The sequence below is a fragment of the Paenibacillus ginsengarvi genome (genome assembly GCF_003626695.1).
Taxonomy (GTDB): Bacteria; Bacillota; Bacilli; order Paenibacillales; family NBRC-103111; genus Paenibacillus_AB; species Paenibacillus_AB ginsengarvi.
Map to the genome: position 1 here is coordinate 311,050 of NZ_RBAH01000003.1, position 19,508 is coordinate 330,557.

General features: G+C 49.9%; 16 protein-coding genes and 1 tRNA gene. 5 read left to right on the forward strand and 12 right to left on the reverse strand.

Going from position 1 to position 19,508, the window contains the following annotated elements; genetic code table 11:
- The first annotated feature begins 68 nt into the window (after positions 1–68).
- The gene (locus D7M11_RS06375; RefSeq protein ID WP_120746320.1) at positions 69–638 is read left to right on the forward strand and encodes a DUF4062 domain-containing protein; all 570 of its coding nucleotides are present in this window, start codon (positions 69–71) and stop codon (positions 636–638) included.
- 43 nt (positions 639–681) lie between these two features.
- Here the strand turns inward: D7M11_RS06375 and D7M11_RS06380 are convergent, their stop codons facing one another.
- Entirely contained in the window at positions 682–1,143 is a 462-nt protein-coding gene (locus tag D7M11_RS06380) for a phage tail protein (protein WP_120746321.1), read from the reverse strand.
- Between the two features lie 375 nt (positions 1,144–1,518).
- Between D7M11_RS06380 and D7M11_RS06385 the strand changes: the two genes are divergently transcribed.
- Positions 1,519–1,758, forward strand: coding sequence for a hypothetical protein (locus tag D7M11_RS06385; protein WP_120746322.1), 240 nt, complete (start codon positions 1,519–1,521; stop codon positions 1,756–1,758).
- Between the two features lie 34 nt (positions 1,759–1,792).
- Here the strand turns inward: D7M11_RS06385 and D7M11_RS06390 are convergent, their stop codons facing one another.
- The 6 genes from D7M11_RS06390 to D7M11_RS06415 all read right to left on the reverse strand — a co-directional run bounded on the left by D7M11_RS06390 (position 1,793) and on the right by D7M11_RS06415 (position 13,591).
- Entirely contained in the window at positions 1,793–2,494 is a 702-nt protein-coding gene (locus D7M11_RS06390) for an AfsR/SARP family transcriptional regulator (RefSeq protein WP_120746323.1), read from the reverse strand.
- Between the two features lie 72 nt (positions 2,495–2,566).
- On the reverse strand, positions 2,567–2,911 hold the full coding sequence (locus D7M11_RS06395) for a LytR/AlgR family response regulator transcription factor (protein WP_120746324.1): 345 nt from the start codon (positions 2,909–2,911) through the stop codon (positions 2,567–2,569).
- Positions 2,889–4,637, reverse strand: a complete 1,749-nt coding sequence (locus D7M11_RS06400; protein ID WP_120746325.1) for a sensor histidine kinase — start codon at positions 4,635–4,637, stop codon at positions 2,889–2,891. The genes D7M11_RS06395 and D7M11_RS06400 overlap by 23 nt, the downstream gene beginning before the upstream one ends.
- A gap of 219 nt (positions 4,638–4,856) precedes the next feature.
- A complete protein-coding gene (locus D7M11_RS06405) occupies positions 4,857–11,765 on the reverse strand; it encodes an InlB B-repeat-containing protein (protein WP_193556127.1) in 6,909 nt (2,302 codons plus the stop codon).
- Positions 11,766–12,013: 248 nt separating this feature from the next.
- Positions 12,014–13,237 carry an RNA polymerase sigma factor gene (locus D7M11_RS06410; protein ID WP_120746327.1) on the reverse strand — a complete coding sequence of 408 codons (1,224 nt, stop codon included), beginning with the start codon at positions 13,235–13,237 and terminating at the stop codon, positions 12,014–12,016.
- Positions 13,238–13,243: 6 nt separating this feature from the next.
- Positions 13,244–13,591 (reverse strand): YciI family protein, encoded by a 348-nt coding sequence (locus D7M11_RS06415; RefSeq protein ID WP_120746328.1) that lies wholly within the window; start codon positions 13,589–13,591, stop codon positions 13,244–13,246.
- A gap of 132 nt (positions 13,592–13,723) precedes the next feature.
- On the opposite strand from D7M11_RS06415, the gene D7M11_RS06420 reads away from it, so the two are divergent.
- Positions 13,724–14,824 carry a winged helix DNA-binding domain-containing protein gene (locus D7M11_RS06420; protein ID WP_120746329.1) on the forward strand — a complete coding sequence of 367 codons (1,101 nt, stop codon included), beginning with the start codon at positions 13,724–13,726 and terminating at the stop codon, positions 14,822–14,824.
- 80 nt (positions 14,825–14,904) lie between these two features.
- Positions 14,905–14,981, forward strand: a tRNA-Met gene (locus D7M11_RS06425).
- Positions 14,982–15,100: 119 nt separating this feature from the next.
- Here the strand turns inward: D7M11_RS06425 and D7M11_RS06430 are convergent.
- From D7M11_RS06430 to D7M11_RS06440, 3 genes are all read right to left on the reverse strand, one after another.
- Positions 15,101–15,457: a nucleotide excision repair endonuclease gene (locus D7M11_RS06430; protein ID WP_120746408.1), complete on the reverse strand. Its 357-nt coding sequence runs from the start codon at positions 15,455–15,457 to the stop codon at positions 15,101–15,103.
- Between the two features lie 125 nt (positions 15,458–15,582).
- The gene (gene cspD, locus D7M11_RS06435) at positions 15,583–15,783 is read right to left on the reverse strand and encodes a cold-shock protein CspD (protein ID WP_120746330.1); all 201 of its coding nucleotides are present in this window, start codon (positions 15,781–15,783) and stop codon (positions 15,583–15,585) included.
- Between the two features lie 174 nt (positions 15,784–15,957).
- Complete coding sequence (locus tag D7M11_RS06440; protein ID WP_120746331.1) at positions 15,958–17,268, reverse strand: DEAD/DEAH box helicase; 1,311 nt, start codon at positions 17,266–17,268, stop codon at positions 15,958–15,960.
- Positions 17,269–17,436: 168 nt separating this feature from the next.
- Between D7M11_RS06440 and D7M11_RS06445 the strand changes: the two genes are divergently transcribed.
- Positions 17,437–17,769: a DUF1904 family protein gene (locus tag D7M11_RS06445; RefSeq protein ID WP_120746332.1), complete on the forward strand. Its 333-nt coding sequence runs from the start codon at positions 17,437–17,439 to the stop codon at positions 17,767–17,769.
- A 77-nt stretch (positions 17,770–17,846) separates the two neighbouring features.
- On the opposite strand, the gene D7M11_RS06450 is transcribed toward D7M11_RS06445, so the two are convergent.
- The gene (locus D7M11_RS06450) at positions 17,847–18,536 is read right to left on the reverse strand and encodes a phosphoribosylaminoimidazolesuccinocarboxamide synthase (protein WP_120746333.1); all 690 of its coding nucleotides are present in this window, start codon (positions 18,534–18,536) and stop codon (positions 17,847–17,849) included.
- A gap of 72 nt (positions 18,537–18,608) precedes the next feature.
- Positions 18,609–19,490 (reverse strand): phosphotransferase family protein, encoded by an 882-nt coding sequence (locus tag D7M11_RS06455; RefSeq protein WP_120746334.1) that lies wholly within the window; start codon positions 19,488–19,490, stop codon positions 18,609–18,611.
- Between the last annotated feature and the right edge of the window lie 18 nt (positions 19,491–19,508).

Consider the following 19,508-nt stretch of genomic DNA (forward strand, 5'->3'; position numbering starts at 1 on the left):
TTTTGACAAATAAAGTGAGCGAATGGTAGATTCTATTTATACTAATTTTATAAGAATCAGGTGGGCCTATGCGAAAAAAACTACAAATATACATATCGTCTACTTTCAACGATCTGATTGAGGAAAGACATACCGCCGTTGAAGCCATCCTTCAAGCCGGTCATATCCCTGCCGGAATCGAGCAATTTTTCAAGGAAAGCCCGGTGAAAATCAGGAAGCGATGGATCGACGAGTCCGATATATACGTCCTGTTTCTCGGAGGATTTTATGGTTTAACGCTTCCTGATGATGAATCCAAGAGTTATACGCAATGGGAGTATGAATATGCCGGGGAAACGGGCAAACCTAGATTTGCTTTTGTTGTCACAGATGAAGTCTTGAGACAAATGCCATACGATTTCGCAGCCATTGAATACTACCAGCAGTTTCAAGCGTTTAAACAATCGGTCATGGAAGAAGTCCCTACCTATTATGTTGCAGATGTTCGTCACATTAAAATGGTGCTTCGCGATGTATTGCCGGGGTATGCGGCACGAGACGATTTGCATGGCTGGGTTTCCAGCAAGGATATCCCGGACGTTCAGAAGCTGTTGGAGGAGAACGCAAGGTTAAAGGCGGAGCTAGAGAAAAAGAAATGAAAAAAGAGGGACTGGCACAACCAGCCCCTCCCCTTCGTTCATCTTAATATTGTCCTTTAATAACAAAAAACGAACCCCGAATCGTTCCCGCCAGCTTGGACTTCTGCCTGGCAAACTTAAACTTCCCTAACTCCGCCGGTACCTCCATCCCCTCGGAAAGCTTAAACCCGACGGCTCGTTTCTTAGAGTCATCCACCGTATACATGACATTGAGCCCAAGACCGTCCTCATAAAAGACGTAAGTAAATTGGATATTTTCGACTTGAAACTGCGAAGTTTCCAAAGGCTTGGCCGCAAACTCAATATTGCGTTCTTCCTTCAAAATACGGTTCACGTAATCCAGGTTCTCCTGACTTTCGCTGGCCGGTATAACCGTAAATTCATGCTTGTATTTAGTCATAAAATAACGAGCTTCATTAGCGCGTAAACCGGCGAGCGCTTCCGCTACAGGCGAAGACTCTAGTCCAACCGTGGACACATTTTTAAAATCAACGATATACGACATGTTCATCCCTCGTTTTCTCACTTTATTTAAACTAACAACAAGAATCCACACCTGCTCATACAGACTGGTATTCACAAACGCCACTTGAAATATACAACCAAATATACGACGTTGCTGCGTCAAAACCCTTTAATTTAAGGAGTTGAAACGATACTTTACCTTGTAGAGTTAACCGGCACGTTATCATAATGCACAAACCTCGTCCCGTCAAGAGATAAGTTGCGAAAAAGCGGCTTAACGGGAAAGCCCCCTTCCTTTTTCCAAACCGGAATGAATTTCCGAGTATGGAGAGCCATATCGCTTTTTCCAATTCAACCGGTTTCACGTACAATTTTCTTCAGGTGGATCGCGATTAAGAAAAAAAGGAGGGGCAGTATGAACAGCGTGGACAAAATCAGATTTTTGATTTATTACGGTGAAACGCAAGAAAAGCCATGTAACGGGTACATGGAGCTCAATTCGGATGGCAAGATGATCGCGCTTTATAACCAATATGGCGAGGAGATCGACCTATACGGCGGACATGAATTCGTCCGGGTACGGTCGCTTGGCAAATTCGATGATGAAGACCGCGATAATTTTTACTCCTTATTGGAAAGTGATGGTGTAGGATAACCGGCATTTCAAATCATGCTCGCCTAGGAGGCGGTCACTGATATTGTTCATACAGCTGCTCAACAATCGACGAAGGCTGCAAATCAAGCTCTTGAAGCAGCAACTGCTTATACTGCTCATAGTGATTATGAAGAGACTGCCGATCTCCCAGAGCCCCGTATATATGCAGCAGCAGCAGATTGGATTCTTCTTCGAATTCATTACGGGATACAAGCCTTCTCGCAATTTGCGCCGCTTCTCTAAATCGCTTCCGATCCAGCAGCCAGTTCGCAAGACGTTCGGCAAAGGAGTCGTACAAAACGGCCAAACGCTCATGCTCCGCAGTAGCCCATACAAACGAGTGATTCTCGAAAAGCTCGCCTGCAAACTGTTTCTCCAGATCGATGGCCGCCGCAGCGTTCTCTTCGTTGATATCGGATAACTCCTTCATGTCCTGTTCCAATTGAATAAAATCGACATCGGCTTGTTCCAGATCAACACGATACTGCTCTTGCACGGAAATGACCATTTCCTTGAGTCCATGCGGTAACAGCGCTTTTCTAAGCTGATAAACCGCCGTATTCAGATACACTTCTGCATTTTTAACAGGCCTCTCCGGGAAAACATCTTCCAAGATTCGGATTTTGGTTACGCTTCGCCCCCGGTTTACGAGCAAATAGGCGAATAACTCCATACTTTTTTTGGAAATCCATTTTACTGTACCCGCCTGCTTACTACTGGCCTCGAAACCACCCATCCCCCGAACCGTCAACCGATTAAGCGGGGAAGTGCCAGCGTCATCAGAAGGAGATCTGCCTCTGCTGGCGGCTTAAGTGACCGTCTGGGCCAGTCGCTTTCTGGAAATCGGCTTAACCATATAGTCCAAAGGATAAACATCGTAAGCATCAAGCGCAAATTCCGAATGCGAGGTAGTAAACACGATGTCAAGCTCCGCACGAAGCGAACGCAAGCGGCGGGCCAGCTCCAATCCGTTATCCTCAGCGATCTTGATGTCCAGAAAGGCCAGATCCACATCCTCGTTCCGGACGAAGTCCAGTACCTCCTCCGCATGCTGGAAGCTGCCGACAAGCTCCACGTCTTGCATCGTCGATAACATCCGCTTCATAGCAAACAGCATGGCAGGCTCATCGTCAACTATGAGAACTTTCATCATGCTGTTCCCCTCTCATCGTGAAGTAAAATACGCTTCCTTGTCCTGCTTTGCTTTCCGCCCACATCCTCCCGCCGCTCCGCTCCACGAACTGGCGGCTTACGAGAAGTCCAAGTCCCGCGCCCTTCTCTCCCCCGGTGCCAGGCAAGGAATGGAGCTGCTTCTCGCTAAATAACTGACGAGCCTGTTCCTCTTCCATGCCAACCCCATTATCGCGGACGGAAATAGTCACCATGTCTCCCGATAACAAAGCCTGTACATGGACAGAGCCGCCCAATCCGGTAAATTTAATCGCGTTGGACAACAAATTGCGAAGTATTAAGCCTAGCGCTTCCCGATCCGCATACACACGAGTGCCTGGGGTAATGGGAGGAAACACCGTAATCTGTTTGGCCTCGCTTTGGATATGCAGCGTTTGGCAACATTCCTCCACAACCTCGGACAACTCCACGAGCTGCGGACGAAGCGCCAAGTCTTCCCGCTGGCTGCGGAACCATTCCAATAAATTAGTAGCCATACCGAGCGTATTCCGAATCTGGTCGCCCAGCATCTCCACGATCTCGCGGTGATCCGCATCGAGACGGTCCCGATCTTCTTCCAGCAATTCAACGAGTTGAAATTGCAGCGCCAGCGGACTGCGAATATCGTGCGATACAATCGTGAACAACTGGTCCTTCAACTGGTTGAGCTGGGCAATCTGCTCCAGATGACGCTGCTTCTCCGTAATATCGAAGATGAGCGAAATACTTCCCTGTCCCTGCCTGCGCAGCGTATGCAGAGGATATACGTTCACGCTGTATATTTTTCTTTCGCCATCGAGCCAAGCGTCAATCTCTACATTGCCTTGCTGCATAGAACGGCACAGCGCGCCCCAATCGGGCCAACGAATCAATAGTTCCGATATGTTTCGGCCGGAAATATTCGCATAACCCAGCTTTGAAAACCAGTGTGCAGCCTGTTTATTGCTATCTATAATTTTTCCCGCAGCATTCGCAATCAGAATACTTTCCTGAAGCGTATCCAATACAATATTTCTGGCAAATGGAACGAGAGAAAAAAACTTGTATCGCAGCACAATGATTAGCACCAGCATGCCCAGAAAACTGCAATATACCGACAAGGGAAGCAGCCAAGACGCCCACCCTGGATTAACCAGTTTCACAATTTCTATAATAACCGTAACGGAGATCAAACACAGAACCCACATCCCGGGGTTACGCAAATCTTTGCGGATATTCCGGATATATTGAAACAGGAAATAAAAAGATACAGCCAAGATACTGTAGCAAAACATCGAATACGCTATCGAATAAACGGTTTTCGTCGTTACCAAATGATCCTCATAGAGTTCAATCTTCTGATAGACCACATGAAGATCCGAATCGAACCACATCATCATCGACCAGAGCGTGAAGGCCGCAAGAAAGATAATCTTCCCTCGTCCCCTTAATAATTTGTCGTAGGCGACCAGTTCCAGCACGAACAAAACGAAGAACGGGACCATCAGATTTAAAGCCGTTTGATGAATATTGCGAAAAAAAAGCTTCTCCGCCAAAGTATAACTGTTTGTCTCCAGAATAACGCCACTTGTATAAATAATGCGGCATGCGATCACACCGAGCAGATAGGTTACACCGCGTTCTTTTCTAAATCCGTATACAAAAACAAAGATGACGCACGTCAAAATCACTGAAGCAATCATAAAGATAGGCTGCATTGTTGCACTCATAGATCAGGTCACCTTATGTATGACTTAAGAAGATTCCTCCACCATCATCAGCTGTGGTTTGCATCCGATGCCTATGTCCTCTCTATCATATATCGACCACGGCCATAATTTCTATAAGCCTTATCCATTTTTCGCAAAGACAAAAAAGAACCGGTCCGTTCTGTCATGAATCATGACGTAGCGGACCGGCCTAAATCTGTTGCTATTGGACCTATTCAATTAGTCAATGAACTTTGCCTTCTTCAACATTCTCTGAATAATGGCAGCCGTTTCCGCTCTTGTGATATCGCTCGCCGGCTTCAACCCGGCGCCGGTACCGTCAACGATTCCATTCTTCACTACCAGGGCAACAGCAGGTTTAGCCCATGTGCTTACTGCCTGGCTATCCGAAAATATCGATAATGCCGCTTCGATATCGGCCGGGTTCATAGTTGCTTCCAATCCCAGCCCTGTCAGCTTCATGGCCCGTATGACGATGGTCATCGCTTCCTCGCGTGTGATGGTGTTCGCAGGACGGAACGCTCCATCCTCATATCCATCGACGAGACCGTATTCCTGTGCCTTTGTTACTGCCCCTGCATACCAATCGCCGGATTGCACATCTGTAAATCCAGATACGCCTCCTGTGTCGGATAACCCTAATGCTCTAACCATAATCGCTGTGTACTCCGCTCGCGTCACCGCTCCATCCGGGTTATAATGCGTCTCATCGATGCCGTTCACGATGAAGCGCGAAGCCAGATCGTTCACCGCATGTTTGGACCAATGCTGCTCCACATCCGCAAACGTTTTTGGATGGTTAATAAGAGCGAATACGCCATTTGTCAAGCTATGGATAATCGCGAAGTACTTCCCGTCTTTTAACCTCACGTAAGTGGGTACATGGTGGAGCGTTCCATCCTCCTGGATCATTACAGCGGTTGTGATGCCGCCAGGCTCTGTCCCGTCCGGCAGTGAAATTTCCATCTCTATATACGAGCGGAACTTGCCTACTTTCTCTGCATTCCCTTCATACGCGGCTGTTACCTGAAAATCGACCGGATGCCCCACAAAGGTAAAATTACGATTTCCCGCTCCATTTGCCTTCCGCCATCCCTCGTTGAAATCGCTCTTCCCGATCCGAGCCTGAACGATCATATCCTGCACGTCTTCTGTGCCAAATCGGGCCGCCAAACGATCGATTCCAATTTCTGATGCGGGTAGACGGAGTGTTCCATAGGGCGTGCGAATTTCCCATACCATATGCTTTCTTTCCATCGCTTTAACTATATCCCCTGGCAGAAGCACGGAGATATAATCTACCTTGGATGAGATAATCATACCGACTACCGACATAGAGTCCGCTTTCTCAAGGAGATCGTACATCTGGGCGGCATCTATCGTAATCGTCAGCTCCTGCTCCCCCGTCATATTGGCCTTCGCTAACAATTCATAAGAATGGTCGCCAAGGATCAGTCGAACTTCTTCCGTCTGCTGCGGCTCCGCCGGAGTTGGCGGATAGGACCCGGAAGACATTCTATCAACTGTCACTACATAGGTGTTCGTGGATCCGTTCTGTGCTGTGACCACGATATCGATCTTGTTGCTGCCTACACCCAAGATTACCTGGTTATCCGGAGCCTCCGTACCGTTCACTATGATTTTCGCTGTGGCATGCTTCTCATATACCGCTGTTGTTACCGTGGTAGCCCCAATTCGGTTAGTGACACGGGAATCGTACGAGAACACTCCTCGCTCAAATGCCGGGCTTAGTGTAAGATCCGTTAAGCTCAAGCTTTCCAGACTTGCATCCCCGCTAAGCGGCATAGCAAGGACTTCGTTGGAGTACAGGCTAGTCCCTCCTGTGTTATTTGCCATCACCGTGAAGTAATAGCCGATGCCGTTTGTCAGACCTGATGCCGTATAACTATATGTCGCGCTGCTTACGGTTTCAATAGGAACAGTGCCATAGGAACGGGTAGCAGTCCCTCCGTACACACTATAGGATACGGCTCCCGGCACACCCTGCCAGTTTAACGTGACCATTCCGTCAGCCGCATTTCCCACCAGTCCGACAGGAGACTTCGGCGCTCTCGTAATCGTAACCGAGTAGGCTTTGGCCGAACCGTCTTGCGCCGTCACACCCACAACGATCGTATTGCTTCCCTCGTTCAGAACCACTTCAGTCGCTTGACCGCTTGGAACAGCCGTATTGTTCACTTGGATAGCGGCATGACTGTCGTACACCGATGCCGTCACCGTAACCGCCGTAATGCTGTTTAACACAGTGGCCGTATAGTGAGTCGTACCGGGGGCGAAAGCTGGACTCGGGATCGTGTCCGAAACGATTAGGCTGCTCAAATCTGCGCTGCTGCTTGTTGTCCACTTCGCATACAGCGTCGTATTCCCCGTAATAATCGCCGCAAATGTGAAGGGGGCTGTCAATTCTGCGTCCATGTACCAGCCTGTGAACGTATAGCCCGCCTTCGTCGGGTCGGCAGGTTCGGTTGCCAGCGCATTGTAGCTCACCGCCTGACCGCTAATAGCCGTGCCGCCGTTGCTGTTGAACGTCACCGAGAAACTGTCCGTTGCCCACCTCGCATACAGCGTCGTATCTCCAATGATCGGAGTGGAGAACGTGAAAACGGCTGTCAGTTCTTCGTCCGCATACCAGCCTCCAAACGTATAACCTGTCTTGATCGGGTCGGCCGGTACCGTGGCGGTGCCGGTATAACTTACTTCCTGACTGCTCACTGCACTGCCTTCGTTACTGTCGAACGTCACGGTATAACGGTTCGTCGTCCAGTTCGCATGCAGTAACATATCTCGCGTAATGGCCGTCGCGAATGTGAAGGATTCCGTCAATTCCGCGTCTGTATACCAGCCTGCAAACGTATATCCTGCCTTCATCGGATCGGCAGGCGCGGGGGTCGTGCTGTTGTAGCTCACCGCCAGACTGCCCACCGATGTGCCGCCGTTGCTGTTGAAGGTGACCGCATAGCTGTCTGTCGCCCACTTCGCATACAACGTCATATCTCCTATAATCGGAGTGGAGAACGTGAAAACGGCTGTCAGTTCTTCGTCCGCATACCAGCCCCCGAATGTGTAACCCGACTTCGCCGGATCGGCAGGTGCCGTGATCATACTGCTGTGGCTCGCTGCCAAGCTGCTCACGGCCGTTCCGCCGTTGCTGTCGAAGGTGACCGTGTAGCTATCCTTCTCCCACTTCGCATACAGCGTTATATCTCTCGTAATCACCGTGTTGAATGAAAAGGCAGTTGTTAACTGTTCGTCCGTATACCAGCCGGCGAATATGTACCCTGTATTCGTCGGATCGGCAGGTGCAGCGGCTATCCCCTCGTAGCTCACCGTCAAACTGTTCACGGGCGAACCGCCATTGCTGTCGAACGTTACCAAATAGCTGTCCGTCTCCCACTTCGCATACAGCGTCTTATCGCCTGTGATCGCCGTGGTGAACGGAAAAAGCGTCGTCAGCTCTTCGTCCATATGCCAGCCTGCGAACGCGTAACCCGGCCTCACCGGATCGGCAGGCGGTGTAACCAAGCTGTTGTAGGGCACCTGCACTTGTGCGATCGAACCCTCGTTGTTGTCGAACGTCACGGTGTAACTGTCCGCGATCCAGCTCGCATACAGCACCATATCCCCCGTAATGGCCATGGAAAAGGTGAAAGGCACAGTCAAGCCGGTGTTCATGTACCAGCCGCCAAACGCAAAACCGGACTGGGTCGGGTCTGGAGGCTCGACAGCGGTCTGGTTGTACCTCACCGTCTGATTGCTCACGGCCGTACCGCCGCCGCTGTCAAATGTAATCGTGTATTCATTTGCCGTCCACTTGGCGTACAGCGCCATATCCCCCGTAATCGCCGTTGTGAATTCAAATGCAAGCTCCAGCTCCTCATCCGTATACCAGCCTCCGAACGTGTAGCCCGGCCTTGTCGGGTCTCCCGGTGCCGCGATCGGGGTGTTGTAGGTGGCCGTCACCACCGTGACCTCCGTGCCGCCGTTGCTGTCAAACGTAACCGTGTAACGTCCCTCTATCCACTTGGCATACACCGTCGTATTCACTGTAATCTTCGCAGGGAATGGAAAAGGAATCTTCAGCTCTTCATCCGCATGCCAGCCTCCGAAGGCGTAACCCACATTCGTCGGGTCTCCCGGCGCCGGAATCAGGTCGTCGTAAGTCGCTGTCACAACCGTGACAGGCGTACCTCCTTTACTGTCAAACGTGAGCGTATATACGTCCTTCGTCCATCTTGCATACAGCTCATTATCCGCTGTAATCACCGTGTTGAAATCAAAAAAATCCATCAGCGCTACATCTGTGTACCAGCCTGCGAGCGTATAGCCTACCTTCGTCGGAGCCGCAGGTTCCACGATCAAAGCACCGTAACTCACTGCTTGGCTGTTTACGGATGTACCGCCGTTGCTGTGGAACGTCACCGCATAACTGTCTGTCGCCCATCCCGCATGCAAGGTCGTATCCGCTGTAATAACTGTAGTGAACAGGAACGGTGTTGTCAGCGTAGCATCTGTGTACCACCCGCTAAATGTGTAGCCGGTTTTGGCGGGGTCGGCGGGCGCTGTCGCCTTGCTGCCATAGCTAACGATCAGATTGCCCACAGGCGTTCCTCCGTAAGTGTCAAACGTGACCGTGTATGTATGGGGTACCCACTTGGCATACAAAATCGTATTCCCGGTAATCGCGGTGGCGAAAGAGGCTGGTGTCGTCAATCCCGCGGTCGTATACCACCCGCCAAAAGTATGGCCTAATTTGGTTGGGGCGGCAGGTGCTGCAGCCAAGCCGTTGCTGGCGACGGTCTGGCTGCTCACCGCCGATCCACCGCCACTGTTAAACGAAACCGTGTAATTGGGCAGCCACTTCGCATACAGCTTCGTATTTCCGGTAATCGCCGCATTAAAATCGTAAAGCGTCGTCAACCCCGTATTCGTGTACCACCCTCCGAACGTATAGCCCGTTCGTGTCGGGGCCGTAGGTGTCGTCGCCTTATTGTTGTAGCCCACCGTCTGGCTGCCCACCGCAGTACCGCCGTTGCTTTCAAACGTGACCGTGTAATTGTTTAACGTCCATTTCGCATACAGCGTCGTATTTCCCGTTATCGCCGTCGTGAATGCGAACGCTGTTGTTAATCCCGTGTTCGTGTACCACCCTCCGAACGTGTAACCCGTTCTCGTCGGAGCCGCAGGCGCTGTCGCCTTGTTGCTATAGCTCACCGTCTGGCTGCTCACTGCCGTTCCGCCATTGCTGTTGAACGTGATTGTGTAATTGTTTAACGTCCACTTCGCGTACAGCGTCGTATTTCCCGTAATCGCCGTAGTAAATGCGAACGCCGTCGTCAACCCCGTGTTCGTGTACCAGCCTCCGAACGTATAACCCGTCCGCGTCGGATTGGCAGGCGCCGTCGCCTTGTTGTTATAGCTCACTGTCTGGCTGCTCACTCCCGTTCCGCCATTGCTGTTAAACGTGACCGTGTAATGGTTTGGCGTCCACTTCGCGTACAGCGTCGTATTTCCCGTTATCGCCGTCGTGAATGCAAATGCTGTGGTCAACCCCGTGTTCGTGTACCATCCTCCGAACGTATAACCCGTCCGCGTCGGATTGGCGGGCGCCGTCGCCTTGTTGTTATAGCTCACCGTCTGGCTGTTCACTGCCGTTCCGCCATTGCTGTTGAACGTGACGGTGTAATGGTTTGGCGTCCACTTCGCGTACAGCGTCGTATTTCCCGTAATCGCCGTCGTGAATGCAAATGCTGTGGTCAACCCCGTGTTCGTGTACCATCCTCCGAACGTGTAACCCGTCCGTGTCGGATTGGCAGGCGCAGTCGCCTTGTTGTTATAGCCCACCGTCTGGCTGCCCACCGCTGTTCCGCCGTTACTCTCAAACGTGACCGTGTAATTATTCAACGTCCATTTTGCATACAAAGTCGTATTGCCCGTAATCGCCGTCGTGAATGCGAACGCTGTCGTCAACCCCGTGTTCGTGTACCATCCTCCGAACGTATAACCCGTCCGCGTCGGATTGGCAGGTGCTGTCGCCCTGTTGTTATAACCGACCGTCTGGCTATTCACCGCCGTTCCGCCGTTGCTGTTGAACGTGACCGTGTAATGGTTTAGCGTCCACTTCGCATACAGTGTCGTATACTTCGTAATCACCGTGTTGAAATCAAAAGATCGCGTCAGCCCTGTATCCATGTACCACCCTTCGAACGTATAGCCCGTTCGCGTCGGGGCCGGCATAGGATTTATCGCATTACCACCATAGAATACCGTCTGGCTGCTCACCGCCGTTCCGCCGCCACTGTCAAACGCAACCGTATAAAAGATCAATACCCACTTCGCATACAACTGCGTGTTCTCTTTGATCGCCGTCGTAAACGCAAACGGTTTTGTCAATTCTGGGTCCGTGTACCATCCGTCGAATATAAAACCTTCCCGCGTCGGGTTGCCAGGGACTGTTGCTCTTTCATTATAAAATACACTCTGACTATTCACCGGCGTACCGCCGTAGCTGTTAAAAGTAACGTTGTATTTACCCTTTTGCGCATTCGCTATGGTGATGTTGTCCAGCTTTAATCGGGATGGATCGGCGTCATCTGAAAATATCCACAATATTTTAATCGATTTCACATTTTTGAACTGAAAAAGCTTATTTGAATTTAACATCGCCGAAAGTTTAACAGTACTTGTCCCGACGCGGAGGCCGCCCCCTCCATATCGATAATTATCGATCGTTTCGATCGTGGCGCCAGCCGCATCTATTAATGTAATATGAATAAAATCAAGCAATAGGTTATCGCTTGTAGCGCTAAAGCCCAAGTCCTGAAATGTAAAGCTGCCGAGCGTCGTTGTGCCTTCGGCCGTGAGCAGCATATACCCCGGTACTGTTCCATCCTTTTGCGTTTGCGGCCATAAGCTTGTACCGCCTTTGACCACATCCTTGTTCACCAGGAACTTGTCGCCCGTCTTTTTATAGGTATTGTCGTAGGGCGCCAAGACGCCGCCAAAATCATAAGTACCGTCTGCCACTCCCGTAGCTACCGCATCCGCTGTGCCTGAAGCGCCCGACACATACACCAGCACCGCCAATAAAAACAAGCAAACGAATCTCATTTTTGTTCGTATTCGGGACCTCATCCAAACACTCCTCTTACTATCCATTTTTCTCAACTAGCAAGCCCTTGAATTTTAACATAGCGCTATGAAAGAGTACTGAAAGCTTAGGGAGGTCAGTCGGACTGAAAAGGAAAGAGACGAGGATGGATGGAATAGGATAAAGCTCTCCGCGCTGTCTATACCGGCAAGTTTAAAGGCACCCCGCTGGGGTGCCTTCCGGAGACCTTTTACCCGAAGTGCCACAATTATATCGTAGAAGCTTGGTTGTTTAGAAATTGTCGGACAGAAGCATCTGTGCTTAGTCCGATAGACCGGCTATACGCAGAACGGGCTTCTTCCTTTCGATTCATCTGCTTGTACAAATAACCGGCAAGCGCCCAATAGGGCTGGTACTCCGCCGCTTCTCCAGGTGGAATAGCTTCCAGCAAGATCATGCCGCGTTCCGCTCCATATGCCTCTGCGACCGCGGCGGCTCGACCGACTAATGCGCCCAGTGTCGGGTGTTTACGAACGAGGCCCTCGTATAACTGCGCAATCGCCTCCCACTCGGTACGCCCCGTCCATAAACGCTGGGCATGCACCGATTGAATCGCCGCCATAAGTTGAAAGCGGCCGATTCCGCCAGTTTGCGCAGCGGTATGCAGATAACGCTCCGCCTCCACGATCATGCCTTGTTCCCATTGCATACAACTTTGCTCAGAGAGGGGAACATAATTCCCCTCATCATCATATCGGGCCTCACGGCGCGCCTCACAGTGCAGCATTAGCGCCAACAGACCGTAAATCTCCGGTTCGCGGGGGGCAAAGGGGAGAAGCAGCTTACCCAGATGAATGGCTTCCGCCGTTAATCCCCTGCGAGGCGAATCCGCCATAGCGGCCTCGCCCCATCCGCTCCCGTAAGCGGCATAAATGGCTTCCAGAACCGCATCGAGACGATCCGGGATCTCATCCGCATCAGGCATTTCAAAAAGAAGGCGTTCCGCACGGATTTTTGCTTTTGCCCGAGTAAGACGCTGGCTCATCGTAGAGGGCTTGACGATGAATGCAGACGCAATTCGGGCTGCATCGATGCCAAGCACGGTCTGCAACATAAGCGGAGTGCGCATTGCAGGTTCAATGGCCGGATGCGTACATAGAAACATCATCCTTAAGCGTTCGTCCGGGAAAGCAACGCTTGCGGAATTCAGACGCTGTGCATCCTCGGACATGGCAAGGAGTGTCGGCAGCGCACTTTCGGAAATACGAATACGTCGGGCACGGTCGATAAGCCTCCTTCGAGCAGCCGTAACTAGCCAGGCTTCAGGCTTATCCGGAATGCCAACCTTAGGCCAAGTTTCTAGCGCGGCAAGAAAAGCGTCTCCAAGAGCGTCCTCAACTGCCTGCAGGTCCCGCCAATGTACAGCCAAATAGGAGAGCAATCGGCCGTAAGCATCACGTGCCGCTGCTTCAATGACCTGATTCGTTTCCATAGTCTATTACTTCAAAGGGGGAATGTTCTGTCTGACCTCAACCGTATCGACGGGCCCCCGGGCAGCCCATTCCAGTGCCGTTTCAAAGTCTGGAACATCAATTACGAATATGCCGCCGAGCTGCTCTTTCGTCTCCGGAAACGGTCCGTCCTGAACTACCATCTCGCCGCCGCGCCGCTTCATCGTTGCAGCTGTCTCAGGAGCATAGAGACCCGAACCGAACACCACAATACCAGCCTGCCGCAAAGCATGCACATAATGCGTCCATCCCGCCAAGTATTGTTGTTGTCGAGCGGGGTCCGTTCTTGCCGCAAAGTCCTCCTGGCTCTCATAAAACATCAAAGTGTAATTCATACAAAAACTCCTCTCTTAAATCCGTATTGGAATTTGGTTTCGCTATACTGACGTATAGGCTATACTGATTTCTACAATACCAAAACATTTTTATTATTATATACCTTATTCGGATTCGGGAGGCTGTCGATAATGGAAACCTTAAAGGAACAAAGCATTCCCTATCGGCGGATGCACAATCTGCACATCGCTGGCGAAAGGATGGATCAGGGCGAACAGGTTGTCCAACAACTCGGTGCTCTGCAGGCACAGGATTATCATCAGGCCCTGTGGGCGATCGGAATGCGTACGTTGTCATCTACTGTGGCCGATATCGAGCAGATCATTGAGGATCGCAGGATCGTTCTGACTTGGACCATGCGCGGTACGATTCATTTCGTGCATCCGGAAAACGTAAGATGGATGCTAAAGTATCTGGCTTCGCGTTTGCTCGCACAGGATGGGCGGAGATTGCAGCAATTGGAGCTCAACCAGGAAATCATCGAACGTTGCAGACGAATCATCTACGATACCTTGCAAGGGAACAGGCGGATATCCCGGCCCCATCTGATGCAATTGTTGGAGGAAAACGGAGTCCACACGAAAAATCAGCGGGGCTATCATATTCTGTGGTATCTCGCACAGAGCGGTCACATTTGCCTTGGGCCGAGGGAGGGCAAGCAGCAAACCTTTGTTTTGCTGGAGGAATGGGTGCCTGCCGCCAAGGAACTGGAGAAAAGCGAAGCGCTCGCTCTGCTCGCCGAGCGGTATTTTACGAGTCATGGGCCAGCAACCGTACCAGATTTAGCCTGGTGGGCCGGAATCACGCTTACTGATGCAAGACAAGGAGTCGAAGCTATTCGGTCCCGGCTGGTGGCCGAGAAAATAAACGGACAGGAATATTGGACAGCCGACAAGGCTCCGGCTCGCGTTAGCCATGAAGAACCATCCGTTTATCTGCTTCCGGGATTCGATGAATATTTGCTTGGCTACAAAGACCGCAGTGCGGTATTAAGCCCGGCGCACGCCCCCCATGTTGTACCGGGCAATAACGGGGTATTCATGCCGACGATCGTTATCGACGGTCAAGTGTCCGGCATATGGAAACGAACCCTTAAGAGCAAGGGGATCGACATCGAATTCATTCTGTTTGCACCTCGCAAAGACAGAGAAGAACACATCATTGAGGCTGCCGGGCGGTATTGCAGGTTTATGGGTCTGCCTTTGGCTGCGACTTCTTTTCAATTGGTGTAAAAGAGCTTGCATATTGGCTCGAATTGCTGTAATATGAAAGATCTAGTCAACACAAAGATTACAATGCTTAGTTTTACTATCGCGGGGTGGAGCAGCCCGGTAGCTCGTCGGGCTCATAACCCGAAGGCCGCAGGTTCAAATCCTGCCCCCGCAACCAACTTACCATTTTAGCTCGGCATATATACCAAAAGCCTTTAACCCGCTGATCGTGGATTAAAGGCTTTTTTGCGTTATTCTATACTTTCATGGCTCCTTGGGCAACAGGAGCTCCGTCTATTATTTGTATAACACCTTATCTACATTGTACTTAGCCTTATATTCGTTGATAATGTACGTCTCGTATATTTCTCTATGAACGGGATCCTCGACTAAACAAACCTCGATTTTGCTCACTTCCTCCCGCTTCTCTTTCATGACCGACACCGTATCCTCAAAATGCTTCTTGATTCGGGGTCTTAGCTTCCGTGCCTTGCCAACGAATAGGAGTTCATCCTTATCATTGTAGAACATAAAGATCCCCGCTTTATCTCTTGGAATCAGAATGAAATCCGTAAATCCGTAAACATGGCTTAATTCAGGGGACTTCTGTTTGTAAATCGTGAAATCCGGAGTCGGAATCGTGATTTGTATCAAGAACATTCACACTCTCTTCTGCGTTTTTGTTAGGTTCGGTTCGCCTCATGTATTTTCAGCAGCTTTGCCTGGCGCGAAAAAGAAAAAGCCGCCCCTAACATCAGGAGCAGCCTCGCTTTAGCTTACTAGAGCTTTACAACGTTCTCAGCTTGCGGTCCGCGATTACCTTGAACCACGTTGAACTGAACTCGTTGACCTTCATCCAGCGATTTGTAACCATCGCCCTGAATCGCGCTAAAGTGAACAAAAACATCGTTTCCGCCTTCAACTTCAATAAATCCGAAGCCCTTTTCACTGTTGAACCATTTAACTGTACCTGTTTGCATATAGTAACCTCCAATTTTTTTTTGCATGATCATTTATATAAAAAAATCACGCGTTGGGAAAACCCTCTTTATATAATGTGACCTTTTTGTATGTCAATTGGTTTCCACTTATATAAATCTGTATCAGATTACCACAATCGCTTCGAAAAGGCAATCCATTAAGAATCATCGTGCTTACTTGCCGGCTTTCTTCGACCGTCGGCGGTGGTTACCGGAGACGGCGGTGCTTCCTTCCTTCCCGGCAGAGCCGCTCCGATCAGCGCCGCCGCTATGGACGCGGGCATTGTTTTTGGACGCTGCACCACCCGCTCTGCCCTTCTCCGGCTTCGCCGGAACAGGCTCCGTAATCACCATCGGATACGAATGATCCCCGATCACCGGAATCTTCTGCTTCGTCAGCTTCTCGATATCCTTTAGATAAGGAATCTCCTCGTACTCGCAAAACGAGATCGCGACTCCGCTTAAGCCCGCCCGTCCGGTGCGGCCGATCCGATGCACATACGTCTCCGGGATATTCGGCAGATTGTAGTTGATGACATGCGACAGCTCATCAATGTCGATACCACGGGCCGCGATGTCCGTCGCCACCAACAAGCGGGTCGCGCCGCTCTTGAAGTTCTTCAGCGCCGTTTGACGGGCGTTCTGCGACTTGTTGCCGTGAATCGCCTGCGCTGTAATCTTCGCCTTCATCAAACCGCTTACCAGCCGATCCGCTCCGTGTTTCGTACGAGTGAAGACGAGCGCGCTCGTAATCGACTGATCCTGCAGCAGATCGATCAGCAACGGGAGCTTATTCGGCTTGTCCACGAAGTAGAGACTCTGCTTGATCCGCTCCGCCGTCGAGGAAACCGGTGTAATCTCGATTTTCAGAGGATTCGTCAGCAGCGAGTCTACCAAAGACGTGATCTCAGGAGGCATCGTGGCCGAGAAGAACAACGTCTGCCGCTTAACAGGCAGCTTGGCGATAATTCGCCTCATATCATGGATGAAGCCCATGTCGAGCATCCGGTCGGCTTCATCGAGCACCAGAATCTGAACGCGAGACAGATCGGCGAACCCTTGGTTCATCAGGTCAATCAACCTGCCCGGTGTTGCGATCAGAATGTCCAGACCTTCCTCCAGTGCCTGCTCCTGTGCTTTCTGCGAGACGCCGCCCACGATCACGGCGCTGCGCAGATTCGTGAACCGTCCGTAAGATTTAAGGTTGTCGGAAATCTGAATAGCCAGCTCCCGGGTAGGCGTCAGGATTAACGAACGAATGGGGCGCTTGCCCTTCGCGGGATCCCGCTGCGTACTCAGCAGCTGGATGATCGGCAGCAAAAACGCCGCTGTCTTTCCGGTACCCGTCTGGGCGCATCCGAACAAGTCACGGCCAGCCAGTACGGAGGGGATTGCCTGCTCCTGTATCGGTGTGGGCTGCTTATAATTTTCCTTGGCCAGCGCTTTAAGAATGGGGGAAATCAACTGCAATTGTTCAAATGTCATAAGGTCTCCTTATTCATGTCGACGTTCATCTCGATTACCAATCTTTTATACACGATCCAATGATGATAATCAACCCGTGACAGTATTCTCCGTTTGCAACAGACAGACTTGTACATATACAATAAGACAATGACAAGAGCTAAAGTCATATCGACAGGAGGATGTTAGATGCCGCAATTAATTTTTAGAGGAATTCCAGCCGAGGGCATACGTACAATCAGTATACCACTCGTAGAGGAGATGGCCGCAATATGCCAATGCGGAACGGATAATTTCACCTTGGAGTGCCTGCACGTCACCGCTATATTCGACGGAAAATTTACCGACTCGTACCCTTTCATCGATGTATGGTGGTTTGAGCGGGGGGACGAAGTGCGGGATCAGATGGCCGAGGCGATCGATAAACATGTCCGGTCACTCGGTATACCTGATCTGGAGATTTCCTTCCGTGTCGGCCGCGAGGACAATTTTTATATGAACGGACGCCGGTATAATACCTAGTTGATCGAAAGAACAGTACTTTTGTACGGGTAGCAACACAAAAAGGAGCTCTAAGGCTCCTTTGCAGAAGATTTGTATTACTTGGTCGAAAGCATCATTTTCTCTAATTCCAACGGTTCAATATATTGACCGTTTTGGTATGCTCTCATATTCCCGCCGGAAATTTCATCGATCAATACAATTTTCCGGTCTTGATCAACTCGACCGAATTCGAATTTGATATCGTACAGTTCGATTCCTTTTTGTGCAAGTTCGGTTTTTACGATTTGGCCGATTTGCTTAGTAAGCTGTTTTAAGGTACGGTATTCTTCCGCGGAGAGGATACCCAGCATATCGAGTGCATCTTCGCTAATTGGAGGATCTTGCCGTTCGTCGTCTTTTAGCGTTACTTCAACAAATGCGTCTAAAGGCTGCCCTTCTTGCGCATACATGCCATAACGACGTAGAAAACTCCCCACTGCTCTGTAACGGCAGATCACTTCAATGCCTTTGCCGAACACAGAAGCTGGTCTAACCGTCATCGTGGCTTCTTCGATGTTGGCATCGATATAGTGGGTAGGGATTCCCGCTTCCGCTAATTTTTCAAAAAAGTATTTGGTTAAGCTTAGTCCTGCTCGGCCTGCGCCTTCCATCACCAAGCCAACCGTATTCGCGCCAGGGTCAAAAACGCCGTTTTCTCCGGTAACATCATCTTTAAATTTCAGCAAGTAATTCCCATTCTCTAGAGCGAATACATCTTTAGTTTTTCCCTGATATACCAGCTGCATCTGAACGACTCCCCATTCGCAATTTCCATATATTACGTTCCATTATATCGAAAACGTGGTGATTTCGGCAAATTAATAACCAACCGAATTCCTTAAAGTAAGAATATTTTCCTCAAGGAACGTCTGATTTTTTTCAATCCCTCTGTTTTTACACCAAACAACTGCGCAGAATGCATCGTAAAAATCATAAAAGGGCAGCACTCTTTCCAGAGCCAACATAGGTCGAATCGATTGATAACCTTCCATGAACGGTAGCTTTGTTCTCGGATTGACCTCCCAAATATATCGATTGACTTTGGTAAAATCTATTTCCGACGATCCGCCACGAGCACTCTCGAAATCAATAATGCCCGCAACCTCGTTCCCATTCACTAATATATTACCCGGTCTAAAATCCATGTGAACCATGCATGGCCCGTCAGGATCCGGTAAAGCTGAAAATAGGCCATCAAAGTGAAGAATGCATCTTTCATACAGCTCTGGATCGAGAATCTCTTTGCATGGCTCTTTCCACTTTTCAAAATTACTTTTGATATGTAATCTCCAATTATTGTGGTCAAGTAACTTAAAACCATCGGTTACATGGTAACCATAACCGGGAGTTTTAACCTCATGGAGCATAGCAAGATACACTCCAATTTGAAAAGAGAGCTTCTCATCAATGTCTCCTGTACAAGGCATACCTTGAATCGCCGAAAGAAGCAATGCTCCAGTAGTACTTTCATCCCCGTACCAAATGTCCAATACCTTAGGAACAGGTAGTATACCCTTTAATGTTTCAAGCATCTGAAATTCACGGAACAGTTTATCCTTGTTATATGGAATTTTTACAAAAACGTTTTCACCACTGGCAAGAGTAAGCTTGTATACCTCAGAGCTAAAAGACTCTGGAACATCTTCAACATTCAAGACGTTCAGCTTTAGCTTTTCTATAACGTTTAGAATGGAGCTCATATAGTACCTCCTGTTTTG